Source organism: Acinetobacter yuyunsongii (assembly GCF_041021915.1).
Classification (GTDB): Bacteria; Pseudomonadota; Gammaproteobacteria; order Pseudomonadales; family Moraxellaceae; genus Acinetobacter.
Map to the genome: position 1 here is coordinate 2,227,523 of NZ_CP157435.1, position 22,097 is coordinate 2,249,619.

Here is a 22,097-nt window from a genome sequence, read left to right on the forward strand (position 1 = left end):
CAATTTTTTCAGCTTTCCATTGAAATATTAACAACTTGCCCTTTTGAATCAAAACTAACGCAGATAACGTAATTTGTGATCTCATCTGGTAAGGTGAAATCTAAAATTTCATAACTTTCCAGATCCCCCTCATCCCAACGTGAATCTAATACCAGTAACTCTAAAATTTGTAATAAATTAGGTTTTGATGTGTCAAAATATTTTTCCCAATATTCAGGTTCAACTTCTTCAAGATGATGTTGAATAAATAACTCCACACTATCTTCTGCTTGTTGATTTTCTAAAGCTTCGCGCATGGCAACACGAGCCAATTGTTCTCTGTGTTCAAGAATTTGTTCAGACATAATATTCCCCAATATGATTAAATATTAAAAATTTAGCTAGTTTGAATTAAGCTAAGGAGTTGTTATTCATTTGGAATTTCAGCTTGAATCAGCAATCCCAATAAATACAGAGATTCCTGCCAACCTAAATAACACGCTTCAACAGGAATAACATCAGGTATTCCCTCTTGAGTAATATGCATTTCGGTTCCTACTGCCACTGATCTTAATTTTATTGTGACCTGAATTTCACCTAGTAAATTAGGATCATCAAACTTATCGGTATAGCGTAATAATTCATTCGGGATAATTTCAATATACGTTCCTCCAAATGAATGAATTTGTCCAGTTGAAAAGTTAGTAAATGACATTTTGTATGTTCCACCCTCTTGTGGGTCTAAGTGATAGATTTTGGCAGTAAAACCATGAGGTGGCATCCACTTTACCAAGGCATCTGGATCGAGAAAGGCTTTAAAAACACGAACTGGTGGTGCATTAAATACACGATGTAGTTGTACTGTTCCACTCATTATTATTCTCAGACTAAGTTATTTTTAATTCGTGCCTCTATCATACCGATTTAGTCATGAAATACTATTCCTTCAATCGCTCAATTGAACCCGAATATCTAGAATCTAAAGCTGCTTTTTTGTAAAAAATGGCGCAAAATAGTACTCCATATTTAGTGATAAGAACGCAGCTTTGGGATTAATCTATGAGTCAGCTTGCTTTTACTGCTTTTAGCTTGAATGGTGTAGATGCGCAAAAATTTCTACAGGGTCAAGTGACTGTTCATGTAGAACGTCTCCCTGAAAATGAAAATCGCTATACCGCTATTTGTGACTTAAAAGGACGTATTCATTTTGGGCTATGGATTAAAAGATTAAACCCAGAAAGTTTTGAACTTGTAACCACCCAAGATCAAGCCGAAGAGTTTTCCAAACATATTAAAAAGTTTGGTGCTTTTTCAAAAATGAAATTAGAAGAAATAGGATCTGTTTTTCCTTTATTAAATGGCATTCAAACTGAGTTTTCTTCTGTGGAGACAGACATCGATGCTTGGCAAATTCAAGCGATTCAGTCAGGTCAAGCATGGATTAGTCAAAGTACAGAACATTTGTTTCAACCACAAGAACTACGTTTGCATCAGCGTGATGGTGTACATTTTGATAAAGGTTGTTATTTAGGTCAGGAAATTGTGGCACGTCTATGGTTTAAAGCAAAACCAAAACATTGGTTACATTTAATCCAAGGCAAAGATACTGTTCCTTCTCCTGCTAGCCAGCTAAGTAAAGATGTTGAGGTTGTGAATAGTGCTGCATTTGAAGACGGCTATATCGCGCTTGTAATTGCAAAACCAGTTGCTTTAGAAGAACTTGGTGCAAAGGTTTTGGATTTACCAGAAGTATTAAATGGTGATGTAGCACGACCACAATAATCATTTTAAACAAAAGCCCTTTTACTAGGGCTTTTTAATTATAAATAAGATCCTCTAATTAAAATTAAGCATATACTCTTATTTAAAACAAATACTTTTTTATTTTATTCAATTTATCGGAATTAGCTGTACTCAAGTCTACATTACTTTTTATGATTACGATGGCTACCGCTTTATTTAATATGCAATCTAGTTTTGCTAACACAGAAAAAATTAATCAAAGAATCCAAAGCCTTCCTAATGAATTAAAACCAGAATTTATAGATAAAACACCTATTCCAGATCTTTAGACTCTTTCAAACATCAGAGGCTCTATATGGATAGATGCTTCTGGTCGATATAGAGATGGATCCCGAACTGATTGAATTAATGCAATTGGCAATGCAGCCTTATTTGAAATAAAGTTTAATGATCATTCTTGTCGAGAATCGAAATGAAGGTTATTGTTCACCTATTCTCAACAATATCTCTCTCAAATGAAAATAACCATCAAAACTTGGCTATCAGCCTTATCACTGAGTCTATTAAGCTTACAAATAGTACATGCTGATAGCAAAACCTTAGAACAAAACTTTAAACAAAATTATCCAGATATTCCCGTTACTTCAGTCACCCCATCTCCACTAAGTGGAATTTATGAAGTCTATGTGTCTGGTAAGATTATCTATACAGATGAAAATGCTAAATATCTTTTTTTTGGCAATTTACTCGATGTAAAAAATCAGAAAAACCTAACAGAAGATCGTATTTCTGAACTGAGTAAAATTGATGTAAAACAACTTCCTCTCAAACAAGCCATTAAGCACATCAAAGGTAAAGGCGAACGTACTTTATATGTCTTTACCGATCCCGATTGCCCATATTGTCAAAAACTTGAACAATATATGACCTCTATCGACAATGTAACGGTCTACATTTTTTTATTCCCACTTAAGAAATTGCATCCACAAGCTGAAACTGCAGCAAATAAAATTTGGTGTGCAAAAAACCAATATGAGGCTTGGGAAGATTACATGCTACATCGTAAGTTAGCCCAAAATTCAGGTACATGTGAAACACCTGTACAGAAAAATATTGCTTTAGGACAAAATCTAGAAATTAGTGGGACACCTACAATCTTCCTTGAAAATGGCACTAGAGTCGCGGGTTTACCACAAAATGCTCAACAAATTGAACAACTTCTCTTAGAAGCACAAACTAAAAAATAGTATCTAATTAGGTGGTGGCTTTTCAGTTGACTGGCAAGCCACCACTTACAACATAAGATTCTGATTTATATTAAATAATATAAAAATTAAAATAAATTAATTAAGCAAGATTTATACAAAATCTATATTTACATTTCACACCAAACTTTTATGATGAGGGCATTAAAAACTGCCATGTAATGGATTAAAGCAGATATCTGTGGAAGGAATAAATAAAATGAAAAAGTTGCTGATTGCCAGCTTAATTCTTGCTACAAGTCATTCAACATTTGCGGCTGATAGTAAAGTAACTGCAAAAACAGATGCATTTGCTCAAGCAACTAAACTATACGAAGCAAAAAACTACCCTGCCGCGTTTCAAGAAATGCAGCGTCTCGCAGATACAGGGAATGCCCAAGCAATTTATAACCTAGGTTATATGACTCAAGTTGGTCAAGGCACGGTAAAGGATGAAAAGAAAGCCGTACAGCATTATCAAGATGCTTCAAATAAAGGCTTTGCTCAAGCCAGTTATACATTAGCACAGGCTTATCATAAAGGTGATTTGGGCATCACTAAGAATAATCAAAAATACAAAGAATATTTAGATAAAGCTTCTAAACAAGGCTCTGATGAAGCGATTGTTGAAACTGCAAAAATTTTATTTGAGCAAGGTAAACCTGAATACGATCAGATCGCTGTTCAGAAACTATTACCATTGCTACGGAAAGATTATTATCCAGCAAAACATCTCAAAACAATCTACGATTTGAGTGTTGGTGTTAAAAATAAAAATCCTATTATGCAAGCACAGGCGATTGATAGCCTTAAAGATTTAGCTAAAAAAGGTTATGCACCATCTTTAATGGTTCTCGGTAATATGTTAGCAAATGGAGATATTGTTGACCAAGATTTAGAGCAGGCAAAAAATATTTTTACTCGCTTAGCAGCAGCTAACTATCCAAATGCGAAGGAATCATTGGCTAAAGTTGAAGAAGCAATTGCTGCAAAAAAAGCAGCTTCAGTAAAAACAAAGAACTAAAATCAATTCAGCAGCACTCCCCCCCCTAAAGAGTGCTGCTTTTTATTTAAAATTGTTTGCTTAACTTAATCCAAGCACTCCAATTGCGCCCATCTGTAGGTTCAAAGAAGCGATTATTTCCTTCGTTCACAATCACTGAACCGATATATTGTTTATTAAATAAATTATCTATAGGGGTAAATCCATTTAAACTCCAATCCGTATAGCAAAATATGTATCCTGTATAAGCCGATGCAATTGTTTAAGTTGTCATTAAAAAGTAAACATGTATTCTTTTCAGAATTGGTTTGATACTTTCTGCACTGCTATGATCGCGATAACCATCTGTATCAAAATAGGATGAATTAATCATATAACTTGGTTCATTTTGATTTTTTAAACCGTCTTGTAAAACTAAACCAGCATGATTTTTGTGATGACTACCGCCCGCACAACTCATTTCTATCGAATCTTTACCCTGTCCTTCCTTTGTTTTTACTAAAATCTTACCTCCTGAAGAATTTCCATATAACGAAGAAAATGGACCTGTTAATACTTCAAGATGACTTAAACTCCTTAAATCAATATTTGAGGTTTGCCCTTGTCAATTTGGCATTGTGGCAGGAATAGCATCGCTATATAAAAGAATTCCACGAACTTCAAATGTGGGACGTGCACCAAAACCACACATAGAAAGTTGCAAATCTTGGGCATAATTCTCTCGATTGCGCAGTTGAACACTCGGTATCCCTTTCACAAGCTCAGTTAAATCAACTTCTAAGCTCTGATCGTTTTTAGGCATATCTACCCTAAAAATTGATGCTGGTGTTTCAATATAAGCTGTGTCAGTACGAGTTGCTCCGACCTTAATTGTCCGGAAGTTGTATGGGCCGATCGACTTCTGATTCAGCAGCCCAAGCAAAAGAACCATTCAAACCCATGCTTATTGCAACACAACCATATAAAAAATTTGTTTTTACTAAAGATATGAAAATTCCTTGTTTCACAGAATTTAGGGCAAGCTTTTTAAAGTAAGTATTTCATTATTTTATAATTAGATTAGATCTCTAACCTTAGCTAAAAAACCAAAAATCAATTTTAATGATGATTAGCCAATCAAATTAAATATCGTCATAATTGTAAGTTAAACATTTACCCTCATTGTATTGTTGTTGAAACAACTTGAGCTCACTATGCCCGAACTTCCTGAAGTTGAAACCACAAAAACCAGTTTACTGCCGCTTTTAGAGCAACGTGTACAAGCTGTAAGAGTACACAATCCTAGTTTGCGCTGGCCTATCCCTGATGATATTGAAAAATTAATTGGTCAACGTTTAACTCAACTCAAACGTCGTTCCAAATATATTTTGGCTGAATTTGAACAAGATCAAATGCTTTGGCACTTAGGTATGTCAGGAAGCTTTCGCCTATGTCAATCCAGTGATGAATTAAAAAAGCATGACCATCTTGTGATCGAATTTGAAGATCAGCAACTCCGCTACCATGACCCACGGCGCTTTGGGTGTATTCTATGGTTAGATGAAACCAATCAAAGTAAATTGATTGATACGCTAGGGCCAGAACCATTAACTGAAAATTTTAATCCAACATATTTGCATGAAAAATTAGCTAAAAAAAATGTCGGCATTAAAATTGCTTTAATGGATAACCATATAGTGGTTGGTGTGGGCAATATTTATGCAACTGAAAGTTTATTCAACATTGGGGTTCATCCTGCGCAACCTGCTTCGACGCTGAGCAAAGCACAAGTGGAAAAGTTAGTCATCGAAGTAAAACGCATCTTAAAACAAGCAATTGATTTAGGTGGTTCGACTTTACGTGACTATAGTAATGCCATGGGTGAAAATGGTTACTTTCAGCAGACACTTTTAGCTTATGGTCGCGCAGGTGAAATGTGTGTTAATTGTGAAACTACATTAGAAAACTTAAAGTTAGGTCAACGTGCTAGTGTATTTTGTCCACAATGCCAACCTTTGAAACTAAGCAAAGTATAGACCATTTAAGATGCAATCAAGGAGAACAACCTTATGCAAACCGCAATTGTTCGACATATTCTTGTCAAAGATAAAGACTTAGCCGAACAGCTAAAAAAACGAATTCAGTCTGGTGCTGATTTTAGCAAAATCGCCAAACAATACTCTACTTGCAACTCAGCTAAACGTGGAGGCGAACTCGGTGAAGTGAAAAAGGGGCAATTGGTCCCTGTTATTGATAAATTAGTTTTTACAGCAGCAGAACGAATCTTACACGGCCCGATCAAAAGCCAATTCGGTTTTCACTTAATTGAAGTGAAATTTCGCATGGATGGCTTAAGATAATGGTTTGAGCTTAATTATTTTAAGCTCTCTCCTCTTCTCAGTTATTTTAATTCTTGCGGTTTCATCACATAAGTCCATGCATCTATTTTTTCACCAGATTCCAAGATAACCTCAGCAACAACTCGCTCATATTGGAATCCTTCAAACTCATCTAACATTTGCCAGTTTTGTTCTAATTTTTCCGTGCTGAATAAATATCCCATGATTAATGGATCTTGTTCAGCTAAAACTAAGGCAGGTAAACCTTTATCTGGTCCCCAATCTAAAATATGAATTGTGCCGTGTACCGATGCTTTTTGCCAATCTCCACCGATTCCACCCAAAATATGCGCATTTTCTCGGTTTGGGCAAAGTGTGCCATAGACAAATAGTTGGTTCATGATTGCTGTTCCATTCAAATATGCAAATATTTTAAAGTCAAATCTTGCAATTTTCCATGTAAAAGCTTGCGTTCCAAATATGGAATTATCTACTTCCAATAAAAAATGGCATTTTTAAATGCCGTTTTTTATGAAAATAATAAGTACTTATTTTTTCAAAGAGTCTCTAATTTCACGTAATAATTGAATATCTTCAGGTGTAGGCGCTGGTGCTGCTGGCGCTACTTCTTTTTGTTTACGCATACGATTCATTACTTTCACCATAAGAAACACAACCCATGCCAAAATAATGAAATTAATAAAGATGGTTAAGAAATTACCATAGGTCAAAACATTGACACCTGCTTTCGTTAATTGATCTAAAGACTGTAAATTATTTGGATTGTCTCCGAGCACAATAAACTTCTGCGTAAAATCAACACCCCCACCAGTAATAACTGAAATAAGTGGCATGATGATATCTTTCACCAATGAATCAATAATTTTACCAAATGCACCACCAATGATGACACCAATAGCAAGATCCATCATATTGCCTTTGATGGCAAATTCTTTAAATTCTTGAATAATACTCATCTATAACTCTCCAGAGTTGAAGTTAATGTAGTCTGTTTTTGCATTGTTTATTACACAGCTACGTTTATTCACACAATGTTGATAATTTAATATTTTTCCAAAAAAAGATAGTTATTTCACACTTTAACAACATATTTTATTGTACTAAAAATATGAACTTAAGCATGCATCAGTCATGATTCATTTTCAATAAAAAAACCGCTAAATTAATTTAGCGGTTTTTTAAATCTTCTATGCTAAAAGATTATTTATCGCGATTACGCTTACGTTCGTTTTCAGTCAAGTAACGCTTACGAATACGAATTGATTTTGGTGTTACTTCAACTAACTCATCATCTTCAATGAATTCAAGCGCTTGTTCTAGCGTGTATTCCAATGCAGGTGTTAAAGTCAGCGCTTCATCAGTACCTGATGCACGAACGTTAGTTAACTGCTTCGCTTTAGTTGGGTTAACAACCATATCATCTGAACGAGAGTTAATACCGATGATCATGCCTTCATATACTTCAAGCTGTGGTTTAGCGAATAAACGACCACGGTCTTGAAGTGTGAATAATGCATAGCCCAAGCAAGTACCTTGAACCATAGAAATCAACACACCATTTTGACGTTTCGCAACAGTACCTGCTTTTGCTGGACCGTAATGCGAGAAGCTTGATGTCATGATCCCTGTACCAGAAGTCATGGTTAAGAATTCAGAACGGAAACCAATCAAACCACGTGAAGGTACAGTCGCTTCAATACGGATACGACCTTTACCATCAACTTCCATATTGGTCATTTCACCTTTACGGAAGCCCATTTGTTCCATAACTGAACCTTGATGCTGTTCTTCAACATCAAACGTTACATTTTCGTATGGCTCTTGTTTTTCACCATCGATTTCTTTCATGATGACTTGTGGACGTGATACGCCCATTTCAAAGCCTTCACGACGCATGTTTTCAATCAATACTGAAAGGTGAAGTTCACCACGACCAGATACTTTAAAACGGTCTGGACTATCAGTATCTTCAACACGTAATGCCACATTGTGAATCAATTCACGATCAAGACGCTCACGGATATTACGTGAAGTCACGAATTTACCTTCTTTACCAGCAAACGGTGAGTTGTTCACTTGGAACGTCATCGAAACTGTAGGTTCATCAACAGACAATGCAGGTAATGCTTCAACATTTTTCGGATCACAAATCGTGTCAGAAATATTTAATGCATCAATACCTGTGATACAAACGATATCACCAGCAGAAGCAGATTCAACATCAACACGCTCTAAACCGTGATAACCCATGATTTTTAAGATACGACCATTACGTGTCTTACCTTCTTTATCAATTACGGTTACTTGAGTGTTCAATTTTACAGAACCACGTTGAATACGACCAACACCAATAACACCAACGAAGCTGTTATAATCAAGTGAAGAAATCTGCATTTGGAACGGACCATCAACATCAACTGCTGGTGGTTCTACGATATCAACAATCGTTTCAAACAACGGAGTCATATCATCCGCTAATTCTTCTGGTGATGGACCAGCCACACCACGAAGACCTGAAGCATAAACAACTGGGAAGTCCAATTGCTCATCAGATGCGCCTAAGTTATCAAATAAGTCGAATACTTGATCAATAACCCAGTCACAACGAGCGCTTGGCTTGTCAACTTTGTTAATGATTACGATTGGCTTCAAACCACGTGCGAACGCTTTTTGCGTTACGAAACGAGTTTGTGGCATTGGACCTTCTTGAGAGTCAACAAGAAGCAATACACAGTCAACCATCGACATTACACGTTCAACTTCGCCACCGAAGTCTGCGTGTCCGGGGGTATCCACGATATTGATACGGTATTCAGTATCAGTACGCTTATCTAACCATTTGATTGCAGTATTTTTCGCAAGAATGGTAATACCACGTTCAGACTCAAGCGCGTTAGAATCCATAACACGTTCAATCTCGCCTGCGCGATCACCAAGAGCACCTGATTGTTGTAAAAGTTTGTCTACAAGAGTCGTTTTACCATGATCGACGTGCGCAATAATGGCAATGTTACGGAGAGTTTTAATATCTGACATGTAAAATTCGATACGCTTTAAATTTGAGGGCAAATTATACAGAAAAATACTAAAGTTTAGTAGTGACAGTTTATTGACAGAGCAATTTTTTTCTGACGAATAGTTACAGAATCGTTGGTAAAGTAGTCTAAGTCTATTAGAATAATCAACTAATGCTTACCGCTTTTTTATGCTCCCATGTCAAATCCCCACTCTGAACAACCGCTCGATCTAGTCTATGGGCTAAATGATCGACCGAAACCTTTTATTGCTTTTTTAGCGGCGCTTCAACATCTTTTAGCGATTTTAGTGCCAATTGTCACCCCTGGATTATTGATTTGTTTGGCATTAGGCGTGTCTCGCGAAGACACCAATATGATTCTTTCTATGTCATTAATCATTTCAGGGATCGCGACTTTCTTGCAATGTAAAAAAGTTGGTCCATTTGGCGCTGGATTACTTATTGTTCAAGGAACTAGCTTTAATTTCATTGGTCCTATCATTGGTATAGGTAGCGCAATGGTAGCCGCTGGCACACCTGTCGAACAAGTTATGGCTGCCATTTTTGGTGTCGTAATCGCTGGTTCATTTATCGAAATGGGCGTATCTCAAATTTTACCTTGGGTAAAAAAGCTGATTACTCCTCTCGTTACAGGAATCGTCGTTCTGTTAATTGGTCTAACATTGATCAAAGAAGGACTGATTAGCATGGGTGGTGGTTATACCGCAATGCAGGATAATACCTTTGCAAACGCAGATAATCTCATTATGTCATGTACAGTTTTGGGGATTATCATTTTACTGAATAGAATTCGCATTATTTGGGTGAAAAGTTCAGCAATTTTGATCGCTTTAGTCATCGGTTATGTACTTGCTGGATTTATGGGACATTTAAACTTTTCCGTATTACAAGAAGCCCCGATTATTCAAATCCCAACACCAATGCATTTTGGATTGAGCTTTTCTTGGAGCTTGTTTATTCCAATGGCTTTTATTTATCTAGTAACTTCTCTAGAAGCAATTGGTGATGTCACAGCAACCAGCAAAATTTCCAATCAACCTGTAGATGGCCCCATTTGGATGCAACGCATCAAAGGTGGTGTTCTAGTTAATGGTGCCAACTCTTTCTTAGCAGGTATTTTCAATACTTTTCCAAGTTCTGTATTTGCACAAAATAATGGTGTGATCCAGTTGACTGGTGTTGCGAGCCGTTATGTAGGTCTTTGGATTGCAGCATTATTGATCTTATTAGGTTTATTCCCTGCTGTGGCTGCTGTGATTCAAGCTGTTCCACAAGCGGTACTTGGCGGTGCGGTGATGGTCATGTTCGGTGCTGTGGCAGCATCTGGTATTAATATTTTATCAACGATCCATTTAGATCGCCGTGCATTGTTAATTATTGCAATTTCATTAGCACTAGGCTTAGGGGTAGCACAAGTACCACAAATCCTAGAACACCTTCCTGAATTATTTAAAAATATTTTCAGCTCAGGTGTTGCAACAGGTGGTATTGCAGCCTTGATTTTGAATATTGTTTTACCTGAAACTCAAAAATAATTCGTTAACAATTGCAAGTGCCCAGTTTCACGACTGGGCTTTGTTTTTGATGAGAGATCAATATGGATCCACGTAGTGAAGTTGTCATACGTCAACAAGATTATTTAAAAGGGCAAATCTTACTGATTAATGCGCCCAACGATCAACTCGCCAAAAATTTACCTCATCAAGTACAAGCGTCTGTCTGGACTTGGAATTATGCTGATCATCAAGGTTTTCAAAGCACTGGTATAAATTCATATTTCTCAGTTGAGTTTCCACAAGCAAGTTTTGATCAGGTTGTTATTTTCGTTCCAAAATCTAAAGAGTTATTGAATTATATTCTTCATGTCGTGGTGAGCCAGTTAACACTCGGTCAAAGCGTATTTCTAGTGGGTGAAAAAAAAAGCGGTGTTGAACGTGCTGCAAAACAACTCCTGCAATATGGTAAAGCCTTTAAAATTGATAGTGCACGCCACTGTCAATTTTGGCACATGAAAATTGAAAAGAGAGAAATACACAAACCACTTGACCATTGGTTAAAAAACTATATTGTGCAAGTCAATCAAGAACAGCTCGAAATCTGTGCTTTACCGGGTGTATTTAGTCAAGACCATTTAGATGTTGGAACAGCCGTATTACTCCCTTACCTGAGCCAAGTAAAATCAGGTAAGATTGCCGACTTTGGTTGCGGTGCTGGAATTATTAGTGCTTATTTAGCCAAAATAAATCCAAACCAGCACATTTTTGCACTTGATGTTGATGCATTTGCATTACGGTCTACTGAGTTCACTTTTCAAAAAAATGATCTGAACTTAGCACAGCTACATCTACAGCCTGTCACAAGTTTTGTTGATGCGCCTAAAGATCTAGATGCCATCGTAAGTAATCCACCTTTTCATCAAGGCATTCATACCAATTACGATGCAAGTGAAGAGCTCTGCCAATTGGCGAAAAAGCATCTGAAAAATTCAGGTGAACTATGGATCGTGGCGAATCGTTTTCTAAACTATCCACCTCTGATAGAGCAGAGCTTTGGTCAATGTCTTGTGAAGGCAGATCAACAGGGATTCAAAGTGTTATATGCCTGTGCGAAATAAACAGTTTAAGGAATTTTTATGAGCGATACATCTGCTCCTCAACACCTTCAGCGTCAGCTCGGAGCACGCCACCTGAATATGATTGCCATTGGCGGATCAATTGGTACAGGCTTATTCCTTGCTTCAGGTTCAACAATCGCAACAGCCGGTCCCGGTGGTGCGTTATTGGCCTATGCTCTCATCGGGATCATGATTTATTTCTTGATGACGAGTCTCGGTGAATTAGCCACGCACAATCCAACTTCAGGTGCATTCTTCACTTATGGCAGTCGTTATGTCGAAGATGGTTTTGGTTTCGCCTTAGGCTGGAACTATTGGTATAACTGGGCAATTACCGTTGCTTTTGAATTGGTCGCAGTTCAGTTCATCATGAAATTCTGGTTCCCAGATATTCCTGGGTTTTATTGGAGTGCAATCTTCCTTACCATTATTTTTGCGATTAATGCATTGACGGTAAAAGGCTTTGGTGAAAGTGAATTCTTATTTTCTTTGATTAAAGTGCTTGCAATCATTGTGTTTATTGTCATCGGTATCTGGATGATTGTTAAAATTATGATGACACCGAATCTATCAACCTTTCAACACTGGCATTATAAAGATGCACCGTTTGTTGGTGGCTTACAAGCCCTGATTGGTGTTGCCATGATCGCTGGATTCTCCTTCCAAGGAACTGAAATGGTTGGTGTTGCAGCAGGTGAATCGAAAGATCCAAAGAAAACGATTCCTTTGGCGATTAAACAAATCTTCTGGCGTATTTTACTGTTTTATATCTTATGTATTTTTATCATTGGTACATTGGTAAGCTATGATGACCCACTCCTATTAAAAGCCGCACAAAGTGAAGATATTGCACTCTCACCATTTACCTTATTGTACGAAAAAGCAGGCTTTGCCTTTGCTGCAAGCTTGATGAATGCGGTTATTCTCAGTGCGATTTTATCTGCAGGTAACTCTGGGATGTACTCATCTACACGTATGCTGTTCGATATGGCAAAAGAAGGACGAGCGCCAAAATGGTTCTCAAAACTTGATGGTCGTGGCGTACCCATGAATGCACTTTATGCAACCACTGCCGTTGCTGCTCTGTGCTTCTTGACCACATTTATCGGCGAAAAACAAGTATTTAACTGGTTGTTAAATATGTCTGGGATGTGTGGTTTTATCGTTTGGTTAGGAATTGCAATTTCACATTATCGTTTCCGTAAAGGTTATATTGCTCAAGGTTATAAATTAGAAGATTTGGCTTACCGTGCCAAGTTTTTCCCATTTGCACCATGGTTTGCCTTTATTCTGTGTTCAATCATTATTTTAGGACAAAACTATCAAGCTGTGCTAGGTGGCAAAATTGATTGGTTAGGCTTAGTTTCAACCTATATCAGTATCCCATTATTTTTGGCGATCTGGTTGGGCTATAAATGGAAGCACAAAACTAAGTTGATTGCATATAAAGACATGAACGTGAAAGAAGGCGAATAAAAAGCCAAAAATTCACTTGACCCTTAACTAAATATCAGTAAAATTATTAGCTCGTATTTTCAGCTACACTATTATATAGGAGTACGACATCATGCCGGCACTACAAGGAACAACACTCTAGGATTTGGCACTGTCGACTCACGGACAAGTGTACAAATCCAATCATCACTTGTCCGAATGCTCTACTTAACCTAGCATTCGCTAGGTTTTTTTATGCCTATTCGGACACAATATTAAAATAACCGAGCAAACAAAATGGGCGTACAAAAAATACTTAATGCTGATGCTGAATATGGTGTTCCAGTAAAAATATTCACCAATGATATTGATAGCGAAAGCATTGAACAACTAAAGAAAATGGCACAACTGCAATTTGTGTATTCACATATTGCCGTGATGCCTGATGTGCATGTCGGTAAAGGCGCAACTGTTGGCAGCGTCATTCCAACCAAACATGCAATTATTCCTGCTGCTGTCGGTGTCGACATCGGTTGTGGCATGAATGCTATCCGACTCAATCTCAAAGCATCACAGTTGCCAGATAATCTCGCACCTTTACGCCATGCAATTGAACGTAAAGTCCCTGTAGGCTTTGAATTACACAAACAAATTAAGGCGAAAGCCTCAAGCATTATTCCACTGGAAAAACGCTTGCAGCCGATCATTAAAAAGCACCCTGGCTTAGTTCGGATGCTCAGAAAGTTTGATGCGACATGGCAAAAACAACTCGGTACCTTAGGCGGTGGCAATCACTTTATCGAACTCTGTTTAGATGAAAATCAGGACGTTTGGGTCATGCTCCATTCGGGTAGCCGTGGTTTAGGTAATGTGATTGGAACTTATTTTATCGAGCTAGCAAAGAAAGAAGCTCAACATCGATTTGGGCATGTCCCAGATAAGGACTTGAGTTATTTTGCAGAAGGCTCAAATAGTTTTAATGACTATATTGAAGCCGTGGAATGGGCACAAGAATATGCATTTGAAAACCGACGTGAAATGATGCGTCTGATTTTAGAGGCAATCCGCCCACTGCTATCACCTTTTCAAATGACCAAAGAAGCGATTAATTGCCACCATAATTACGTCAGTCAAGAAACTCATTTTGGTGAGCATCTCTTAATCACACGTAAGGGGGCAATTCGAGCGGGCCAAGATGAATTAGGCATCATTCCTGGCTCTATGGGGGCTCACTCTTATATTGTGAAAGGCAAAGCGAATTCTGATTCATTCTGCTCATGTTCACATGGCGCAGGACGAAAAATAAGCCGTAGTAAAGCCAAATTACTTTTTGGTCAAGAGGATTTGATTCAACAGACCCAAGGTATTGAATGTCGTAAAGACAGTGGTGTAATTGACGAAATACCAAGTGCATATAAAGATATCGATCAAGTCATGGCAAACCAATCAGATTTAATCGAAATCGTGCACACCCTTAAACAAGTTCTATGTATAAAAGGTTAAATAGATGAAACTTAAAGCAATGCCTAAAATCAAAGTTCGTAATCCTGTAGCGCTCTCCCCTTTACTACAAAAAGGAGGGATCCATGAAACAGAAAAACCTAGAGCTCAGCACCGTCGAGAAAGACAAAACACCAAACAAAAGCTTAGAAAAGAAGTTTGGTAAATTCTAGAAAATATTAATCAAACACATCAGTCAAATTATTTTGTAGGACTAATTAAAATGTTTATATATTCAAATCACTTGTATACAAACCCATATAAAAAAGCGACTCATCAGAGTCGCTTTTTTATTCAGTTCAAAAACTCAAATTATTGAGCTTGTTGACCTGGCTGTGCAAGAACAGTACGGCTACCAGTGATCGCAGCGAATACGCGACGGTTCATGGCACGACCTTCTTTAGTCTTGTTGTCAGCAATCGGTTGATCCCAAGCAAAGCCTTGAGTCGTCAAGCGAGATTCGTTAACGTTATATTCGTTAACAAGCGCTGATTTAACAGAGTTAGCACGAGCTAAAGATAAACGTTCGTTTAACTTACGTGGACCAGTGTTATCAGTGTGACCTTCAATACGTGCAGTCGCATTCGGGTATTCAGCTAATTTCTCAGCTACTTTCGCGATTTCAGACTTGTATTGTGGCTTGATGTCAGACTTGTTGGTATCAAAGAATACACGAAGTTCCATGTTAAGGTCTTCAGTCAATTCTTGTGGCTGTGGCTGTGGCTGTGGTTGAACTGGTACTGGTTCAACTGGAGCAACTTCTACTACTGGAGCAGCTGGCTTCAAGTGACCGCCAAGAACTACGTTTAAACCAGCAAGTGCTGTATAGTTCCAGAAGTCTTCATCGATGTTATAAGTACCACGAGCTTCAGTACGAAGAGATAAAGCATCATTTAAGCGCCAGAAAGCACCAAAACCAGCATTACCTAAAGTACCTTCTTCTTTCAAACCACGACCAACACGACCCAATTGAGCTTCGTTAGCATCAGTGAAAGAATATTTATAATGACCAGCACCTAATAATACGTATGGCTTGATTTTGCTATCGTAGTTTTTAGTGATTAGATCAGAAGTAACATAGAAGTTACCATTGATTTGTTGTTGCTTGTATTCACCATTCGGTGCTGCACTAGTAACGTCACCTTTAACTTGGTTGTACTCAGTTTCAAAACCCAACCAAGGTGTTAATTCAACACCAAGAGCTGCACCAACGAATAAATCGTCCTGTAACTCACCAGCATTTGTTAAGTTTTCAGTGCTGTTGTTGTGCTTAGAATCTTGGAATGTGTAACCAAGCATTAATGGAGTTACTGTTACACCCGCATTAGCAGCAGCTAAAGGAGCAGCAACAAGCATAGCAAGTGCAATACGACTCAATTTCATGGATATCCTCCAGAGATAACAATTGTTTGTTGTTCAAGCTTAGCCTATGAGTTTTGGCCCCATAAACACAGAAGTGTTCACAGTATTATTTTTAAGCTATTCACTTCACTTTGAATCATACAAACACTTGATGAATTTTCCAAGTGCTTGATAACTTTAACCTCGTAAATTATTGACAAAATTTCTTACAATTTCCGTTGTAGTTCAGTAAATTTTCAATTCAACTCTAAAGCTCGAATAGCTTATCGTTCGCTTTCTTCAATTTTAGCAGTATTTGCTTGATGAAGTAATGGTTAGTTTTCTAATACTAAACTTAATTTAATAAATACAGTAATTACTTAACACTTTGTTAATAAAAAAATTACAAAATTATCAAAAGGTAAAAAAATGTTAAAAGTTAGAGGATTCACTCTGAGTGAATTAATGGTCACACTTGCTATTTGTGCGATTCTAGCATGCCTCAGTTTACCTTATTTGAATCAATTATTGATTTCAAATGAAGTAAATCATATGAAAAGAACACTCACAATTTACATACAAAAATCCAAATCTGACGCACAGATTCATCATAAAAATGTGACTTTATGCGCAAGTAAAGACTTAACTAGCTGCGATTCAGATTGGAACAGTGGACTAATCGGATTCCTTGATTTAAATGCTAACCGGCAACGTGATTCAAATGATCCTTTATTGTATTCCACAGCATTTCATTATAAGTATGGGAAATTAGATTGGAGGGGTACATTAAGAATAAATTCACTTACTTTCCAAGGTGATACAGGGCTACCAAGAGGCTCAAATGGAAGTTTCTTTTATTGTATGAATGATTCTAATCATCATACTCAATTAATTCTCAGCAATATGGGGCACATACGTAGTAAGGAAATTACCACGTGTTAAAAACTCTTCAGTCTAGCCTAAACGACGTAAAATACTTTATTCGCATGCTTTTTTTAATATACTGCATAGGTTTTGAACATTCTCTGCAAATTATAAGTCTGGAGACACACAATGACTGACATCGTAATTGTCAATGGCGCTCGTACAGCAATGGGCGGCTTCCAAGGCGCATTATCAAGCGCAACTGCACCCGAATTAGGTGCAATCACCATTAAAGAAGCAATTGCTCGTTCGGGATTACAGCCTACTGATGTAGAAGAAGTAATCATGGGCTGTGTGTTACCAGCAGGTTTAAAACAAGGTCCAGCTCGTCAAGCTATGCGTAAAGCAGGTTTGCCTGATTCAACTGGTGCAGTAACCATTAACAAACTTTGTGGTTCTGGCATGAAAGCTGTGATGCAAGCTGCTGATATGATCAAAGCTGGTAGTGCTGCAATCGTGGTTGCGGGTGGTATGGAGTCAATGACCAATGCTCCTTACGTTTTACCTAAGGCACGTGCAGGTTATCGCATGGGTCATGGTGAAATTAAGGATCATATGTTCCTTGATGGTTTAGAAGATGCAGAAACTGGCCGCTTAATGGGATCATTTGCACAAGATATGGCAAATAAACGTAGCTATACACGTGAACAAATGGATGATTTCGCTATACGCTCTCTACAACGTGCACAGAAAGCAATTACTGAAGGTTATTTCAAAGATGAAATCGTTCCAGTAACAGTGTCTAGCCGTAAAGGTGATGTTGTTGTTGATCAAGATGAACAACCATTAAATGCAAAAATTGACAAAATCCCAAGTTTGAAACCTGCATTTGCAAAAGACGGTACAATTACTGCGGCAAATGCGAGTTCAATTTCTGATGGCGCTTCTGCTTTAGTGTTAACCTCTAGTGAAGTCGCTACTCAACGTGGTTTACAACCTTTAGCAAAAATTATTGCAACCGCATCAAACTCTCAACATCCTTCTGAATTTACGATTGCTCCTGTAGGGGCAATTGAAAAAGTTTTGAAAAAAGCTGGTTGGGATGCACAAGATGTTGATCTTTGGGAAATCAATGAAGCTTTTGCAATGGTTACAATGTGCCCAATTGATGACTTCAAATTAGATACAGAAAAAGTCAATATTAATGGCGGTGCTTGTGCACTTGGTCATCCAGTTGGTTCTACGGGTTCACGTATCATTCTTACATTAATTCATGCACTTAAACGCACTGGTGGTAAAAAAGGTGTTGCGGCGCTTTGTATCGGTGGTGGTGAAGCAACAGCAGTTGCAATCGAATTGATCTAAGCATTAATTCGATTAACTAAAAATCCTGCCAAGTGCAGGATTTTTTATTTTCATAATTACAAAAAATAATGCACCAATTATTAAAATCCCGATAAGTTATGGGCTGTATAAAAAAACAATAAGGAGTTCCCTCATGCAGCTCAACCATTACCTAAATTTTAAAGGACAAGCTGAACAAGCATTTATTTTTTACCAATCTATTTTTGGCGGTGAATTCGCAATGATCAGTCGCTATGGTGATATGCCACCTACAGAAGGGGTTATGTTATCAGAAGCAGATAAATGCTTAATTCTGCATGTTTCCTTACCTATTAATGAATATACCGTACTCATGGGTTCAGACGTTAATGATCAGTTCTGCTCTCCGAATAGTATTTTCACCCAAGGCAACAATCATTATATTTCAATCAATATTAAACACGATGAAATGGAGGCACGACGTTTATTCAACCAGCTTTCTGTACGTGGCCATATTGAAATGCAATTAGAAAAAACCTTTTGGGGCGCACTGTATGGTGCTTTCACAGATCAGTTCGGAATCAAGTGGATGGTCAATTGTCAGCTTGAAGATATATAAGCAGCATATCAGGTACTATCAAAATAGTCTTTTCTGATAGTACCCCTAAACATCAATATTAGAATACTGAGCAATAATCATTAATCCGATAGTGATAAATCCAATCCCAACCCACCCTGCTAAATCAATATGCTGCCCTAAAAAAACTTTTGCTAAAGCAGCTGTCGCAATAACACCTAGCCCAGACCAAAGCACATATAAAATCCCAGCTTGCATATACTTCAATGCAATCGCAGCACAAGTAAAAGAAACAAGATATAAAACCAAGGCGATTCCTTGATCGAGTTTATTCACTAATCCATTTGCTTTGGCAGAATAAAAAGTTGAGAGCACATCAGTTGCGATGGCGAAAAGCAGCCAAATCACCCCAGGATTTATTTTTGCAATAAAGGTCAGCATTGTTATTCTTCAATCTATAAGTCTTAAATAATACGCAATAAAAAAAGCTGAACCTGAGTTCAGCTTTTTTACTTAAATGAGCTTAAGCACCTGTTTGGTAACTCGCTTGTGGCACAGCAGTTGAAGCTTGATACGGATTGGTGAAATCTTGAAGTCCAGCAGCGGCTTCGTGAATATCCTTACCTTCTTTAACCACAAAGCTATCAAAGCCAGAACGTTTTAAATAGTTTAAAACATCTTTAAAGATATCACCGACAGCACGTAACTCGCCTTGATAACCTTGACGGCGTAATAATGCTGCAAATGAATAACCACGTCCATCATTGAAACCTGCGAACTCAATGAAGATCGCATCCAATTCATTTAATGGAAATTGATGAGTTTCAGGTGAATCATTAACAGTAATGTATAACGCTTTTTTAGCTTGTACATTTGCCAACTGATCTAACTGAGCAGTTGTTACAACCACATCACCTTGTGGAATTACGCCATCTTCAGCAATCACTTGATAAGTATTATCAGCAATCGTGCCATCTTTGAACAGCACTTGTAGCGATGTATTAAGCATAAGCACGCTCCTTAAATGGTTGGATGCCAACACGGCGATACGTATCAATAAAACGCTCACCTTCAGTACGTAGATCAAGGTAAGTATTTAGGATTTCTTCAATGACATCAGGGACTGCATCAGCAGCAAAAGATGGTCCTAAGATATCACCGATAGACGCATCATGATTCGCGTTACCGCCTAGCGTGATTTGATAAAATTCTGCACCTTTTTTATCTACACCAAGGATACCAATGTTACCCACATGGTGATGACCACAAGCATTCATACAGCCTGAGATATTCAGATCAAGTTCACCAAGATTATAGATCGTATCTAAATCATCAAAACGACGGCTAATCGCTTCTGAAATTGGAATTGATTTCGCATTTGCCAATGAACAGAAATCACCGCCTGGACAGCAAATAATATCGGTAATAAAACCAATATGTGCACGTGCCATATTGTTCTGTTCTAAGGTTTGCCATAATTCAAATAAATCTTTTTGTGGTACATCCACAAGTGAAATATTTTGTTCATGTGTGGTACGGAATTCACCAAAGGTGTATTTATCTGCCAAGTCAGCAATTAAATTCATTTCTTCAGAAGTCATATCACCAGGGGCAACGCCTGCACGTTTCAAAGAAATCGTCACAATACGATAGCCTTTGACTTTATGAGCATTAGTATTGACGTTGAACCATTGTTTGAATTTAGGATATTCAGCAAACAATGCTGTGAAATCTTGATCTTCTAACTCTTGATAATCAAACGGAGTGAATTCTTCATCCAGCTTTTTCAAGATCTCAGGCTGAATCTTCAATGCTTCACGTGTGTGTTCAAATTCAGCCTCAACTTTTTGAGCAAAGACTTCTGGCGTAAGTGCTTTAACTAAAATTTTGATACGTGCTTTATATTTGTTATCACGACGACCATGTAAGTTATAAACACGTAAAGTCGCTTCTAAATAAGCAATCAAATCTTCACGTGGCAAGAACTCACGGATTACGCTACCAATGATTGGGGTACGGCCCAAGCCACCACCAACCATGATTTTATAGCCCATTTCGCCCGCTTCATTGCGAACGATATAAACACCAATATCATGGAAAGCTGTTGCAGCACGGTCTGTTTCTTCCAGAGCAGAAACTGCAATCTTGAACTTACGTGGCAAGAAGGCAAATTCAGGATGGAAAGTACTCCACTGACGAATCAATTCACACGTCGGACGTGGGTCTGCAATCTCACCAGCAACCACGCCTGCAAACTGATCAGTCGTGGTATTACGAATACAGTTACCTGAGGTTTGTACTGCATGCATTTGTACTGTTGCCAGCTCAGCAAGAATATCAGGTACATTTTCTAAAGCAGGCCAGTTCAACTGAATATTTTGACGAGTTGAAACGTGGGCATAACCACGATCATATTCAGTCGCAATTTCAGCAATTTTTCTGAGTTGTTTAGTATTCATCAAGCCATACGGCACAGCGATACGGAGCATAGGTGCATAACGTTGCACGTACAGACCATTTTGCAAACGTAATGGACGATATTCGTCTTCTGTTAATTTTCCTGCTAAATAGCGTTCTGTTTGATCGCGAAACTGAGCAACACGTTGGTTAATCAGTTGTTGATCGAAATCCGTATATAAATACATGGCGTATGGCTAGTCATTCATTATAAAGGTGACTAGCATAGCGAGCTTTTATTCATCAACAAAATGCTTTTTTTGCATATTTAATAACGATTTTATTGATAAGCCTATCTAATTGCCGCAAATAGAAAAAGCTCAGACAAATCTGAGCTTTTACAATCATTTTCTAAATGAAATTAGTTCTTATCTGGCAATGTGTAAGCGACTAAATAATCACCTTTTTCGTCCCAAATCAACCATGCCCACCCGCCATAATCACCACATATTGCTTGCCATTGATTTCATAGGTCATTCGAGTCGCCTGTCCACCCGCAGGTAAACGTGCTTCCGATAACTTATCGCCATTTGAAACATTGAATGCACGAAGATAATTATCTTGGGTTGCTGCAACGAACATCACTGCGCCTCAGTATCTTGTCAACCTAGAATTTTATTGAAATCGAAGTAGATCTATACA

The 22,097-nt window shown here is 37.8% G+C and carries 22 protein-coding genes and 3 pseudogenes; 14 read left to right on the forward strand and 11 right to left on the reverse strand.

The window, feature by feature from the left end:
• Window positions 1–8: 8 nt before the first annotated feature.
• Window positions 9–344 carry a DUF2004 domain-containing protein gene (locus tag ABLB98_RS10655; protein WP_087535721.1) on the reverse strand — a complete coding sequence of 112 codons (336 nt, stop codon included), beginning with the start codon at window positions 342–344 and terminating at the stop codon, window positions 9–11.
• Window positions 345–406: 62 nt separating this feature from the next.
• A complete protein-coding gene (locus tag ABLB98_RS10660; RefSeq protein WP_348882277.1) occupies window positions 407–853 on the reverse strand; it encodes an SRPBCC family protein in 447 nt (148 codons plus the stop codon).
• A 185-nt stretch (window positions 854–1,038) separates the two neighbouring features.
• Between ABLB98_RS10660 and ABLB98_RS10665 the strand changes: the two genes are divergently transcribed.
• The 4 genes and pseudogenes from ABLB98_RS10665 to ABLB98_RS10680 all read left to right on the forward strand — a co-directional run bounded on the left by ABLB98_RS10665 (window position 1,039) and on the right by ABLB98_RS10680 (window position 3,990).
• A complete protein-coding gene (locus tag ABLB98_RS10665) occupies window positions 1,039–1,761 on the forward strand; it encodes a folate-binding Fe/S cluster repair protein (RefSeq protein WP_348882278.1) in 723 nt (240 codons plus the stop codon).
• A 152-nt stretch (window positions 1,762–1,913) separates the two neighbouring features.
• Window positions 1,914–2,048: pseudogene (locus ABLB98_RS10670) on the forward strand (DsbC family protein); the annotation flags it as partial.
• 189 nt (window positions 2,049–2,237) lie between these two features.
• On the forward strand, window positions 2,238–2,969 hold the full coding sequence (locus tag ABLB98_RS10675) for a DsbC family protein (protein ID WP_348882279.1): 732 nt from the start codon (window positions 2,238–2,240) through the stop codon (window positions 2,967–2,969).
• Between the two features lie 217 nt (window positions 2,970–3,186).
• Window positions 3,187–3,990, forward strand: coding sequence for a tetratricopeptide repeat protein (locus tag ABLB98_RS10680; RefSeq protein WP_348882280.1), 804 nt, complete (start codon window positions 3,187–3,189; stop codon window positions 3,988–3,990).
• A 295-nt stretch (window positions 3,991–4,285) separates the two neighbouring features.
• Here ABLB98_RS10680 and ABLB98_RS10685 read toward each other — a convergent pair.
• Window positions 4,286–4,958 (reverse strand): annotated as a pseudogene (locus ABLB98_RS10685) (TonB-dependent receptor plug domain-containing protein); the annotation flags it as partial.
• Between the two features lie 204 nt (window positions 4,959–5,162).
• On the opposite strand from ABLB98_RS10685, the gene mutM reads away from it, so the two are divergent.
• Both mutM and ABLB98_RS10695 read left to right on the forward strand, forming a co-directional pair.
• Window positions 5,163–5,984 (forward strand): bifunctional DNA-formamidopyrimidine glycosylase/DNA-(apurinic or apyrimidinic site) lyase, encoded by an 822-nt coding sequence (gene mutM, locus ABLB98_RS10690; protein WP_256414759.1) that lies wholly within the window; start codon window positions 5,163–5,165, stop codon window positions 5,982–5,984.
• Window positions 5,985–6,017: 33 nt separating this feature from the next.
• Window positions 6,018–6,308: a peptidylprolyl isomerase gene (locus ABLB98_RS10695; protein WP_004664683.1), complete on the forward strand. Its 291-nt coding sequence runs from the start codon at window positions 6,018–6,020 to the stop codon at window positions 6,306–6,308.
• 41 nt (window positions 6,309–6,349) lie between these two features.
• Here ABLB98_RS10695 and ABLB98_RS10700 read toward each other — a convergent pair whose 3' ends face one another.
• The 3 genes from ABLB98_RS10700 to typA form a co-directional block, all read right to left on the reverse strand.
• Window positions 6,350–6,688: a gamma-glutamylcyclotransferase family protein gene (locus ABLB98_RS10700; RefSeq protein WP_087543182.1), complete on the reverse strand. Its 339-nt coding sequence runs from the start codon at window positions 6,686–6,688 to the stop codon at window positions 6,350–6,352.
• A 147-nt stretch (window positions 6,689–6,835) separates the two neighbouring features.
• Entirely contained in the window at window positions 6,836–7,264 is a 429-nt protein-coding gene (mscL, locus tag ABLB98_RS10705) for a large conductance mechanosensitive channel protein MscL (RefSeq protein WP_348882281.1), read from the reverse strand.
• Between the two features lie 244 nt (window positions 7,265–7,508).
• Complete coding sequence (typA, locus tag ABLB98_RS10710) at window positions 7,509–9,344, reverse strand: translational GTPase TypA (RefSeq protein ID WP_004908783.1); 1,836 nt, start codon at window positions 9,342–9,344, stop codon at window positions 7,509–7,511.
• Window positions 9,345–9,521: 177 nt separating this feature from the next.
• On the opposite strand from typA, the gene ABLB98_RS10715 reads away from it, so the two are divergent.
• The 5 genes from ABLB98_RS10715 (at window position 9,522) to ABLB98_RS10735 (ending at window position 15,059) form a co-directional block, all read left to right on the forward strand.
• Window positions 9,522–10,880: a uracil-xanthine permease family protein gene (locus ABLB98_RS10715; protein WP_004908784.1), complete on the forward strand. Its 1,359-nt coding sequence runs from the start codon at window positions 9,522–9,524 to the stop codon at window positions 10,878–10,880.
• 62 nt (window positions 10,881–10,942) lie between these two features.
• Complete coding sequence (locus ABLB98_RS10720; RefSeq protein WP_348882282.1) at window positions 10,943–11,959, forward strand: methyltransferase; 1,017 nt, start codon at window positions 10,943–10,945, stop codon at window positions 11,957–11,959.
• 18 nt (window positions 11,960–11,977) lie between these two features.
• A complete protein-coding gene (locus ABLB98_RS10725; protein WP_348882283.1) occupies window positions 11,978–13,435 on the forward strand; it encodes an amino acid permease in 1,458 nt (485 codons plus the stop codon).
• A 255-nt stretch (window positions 13,436–13,690) separates the two neighbouring features.
• The gene (locus ABLB98_RS10730) at window positions 13,691–14,896 is read left to right on the forward strand and encodes an RtcB family protein (protein WP_348882284.1); all 1,206 of its coding nucleotides are present in this window, start codon (window positions 13,691–13,693) and stop codon (window positions 14,894–14,896) included.
• Window positions 14,897–14,900: 4 nt separating this feature from the next.
• The gene (locus tag ABLB98_RS10735; RefSeq protein ID WP_348882285.1) at window positions 14,901–15,059 is read left to right on the forward strand and encodes a hypothetical protein; all 159 of its coding nucleotides are present in this window, start codon (window positions 14,901–14,903) and stop codon (window positions 15,057–15,059) included.
• Between the two features lie 146 nt (window positions 15,060–15,205).
• On the opposite strand, the gene omp38 is transcribed toward ABLB98_RS10735, so the two are convergent.
• Window positions 15,206–16,276 (reverse strand): outer membrane protein Omp38, encoded by a 1,071-nt coding sequence (gene omp38, locus ABLB98_RS10740; RefSeq protein ID WP_005162068.1) that lies wholly within the window; start codon window positions 16,274–16,276, stop codon window positions 15,206–15,208.
• Window positions 16,277–16,663: 387 nt separating this feature from the next.
• Here omp38 and ABLB98_RS10745 point away from each other — a divergent pair, with 387 nt between their 5' ends.
• The 3 genes from ABLB98_RS10745 (at window position 16,664) to ABLB98_RS10755 (ending at window position 19,040) form a co-directional block, all read left to right on the forward strand.
• A complete protein-coding gene (locus ABLB98_RS10745; protein WP_005162070.1) occupies window positions 16,664–17,176 on the forward strand; it encodes a GspH/FimT family pseudopilin in 513 nt (170 codons plus the stop codon).
• 111 nt (window positions 17,177–17,287) lie between these two features.
• Window positions 17,288–18,463, forward strand: a complete 1,176-nt coding sequence (locus ABLB98_RS10750) for a thiolase family protein (protein ID WP_087547050.1) — start codon at window positions 17,288–17,290, stop codon at window positions 18,461–18,463.
• Between the two features lie 133 nt (window positions 18,464–18,596).
• Window positions 18,597–19,040, forward strand: a complete 444-nt coding sequence (locus ABLB98_RS10755) for a VOC family protein (RefSeq protein ID WP_348882286.1) — start codon at window positions 18,597–18,599, stop codon at window positions 19,038–19,040.
• 45 nt (window positions 19,041–19,085) lie between these two features.
• Here ABLB98_RS10755 and ABLB98_RS10760 read toward each other — a convergent pair whose 3' ends face one another.
• The 4 genes and pseudogenes from ABLB98_RS10760 to ABLB98_RS10775 all read right to left on the reverse strand — a co-directional run.
• Window positions 19,086–19,439 carry a multidrug efflux SMR transporter gene (locus ABLB98_RS10760; RefSeq protein WP_087543165.1) on the reverse strand — a complete coding sequence of 118 codons (354 nt, stop codon included), beginning with the start codon at window positions 19,437–19,439 and terminating at the stop codon, window positions 19,086–19,088.
• A gap of 82 nt (window positions 19,440–19,521) precedes the next feature.
• On the reverse strand, window positions 19,522–20,007 hold the full coding sequence (locus ABLB98_RS10765) for a DUF934 domain-containing protein (protein ID WP_050041452.1): 486 nt from the start codon (window positions 20,005–20,007) through the stop codon (window positions 19,522–19,524).
• Window positions 20,000–21,643 (reverse strand): nitrite/sulfite reductase, encoded by a 1,644-nt coding sequence (locus ABLB98_RS10770; protein ID WP_348882287.1) that lies wholly within the window; start codon window positions 21,641–21,643, stop codon window positions 20,000–20,002. Before ABLB98_RS10770 ends, ABLB98_RS10765 begins: the two co-directional genes overlap by 8 nt.
• Before the next feature lie 229 nt (window positions 21,644–21,872).
• A pseudogene (locus tag ABLB98_RS10775) lies at window positions 21,873–22,040 on the reverse strand (hypothetical protein); the annotation flags it as partial.
• Window positions 22,041–22,097: the final 57 nt, after the last annotated feature.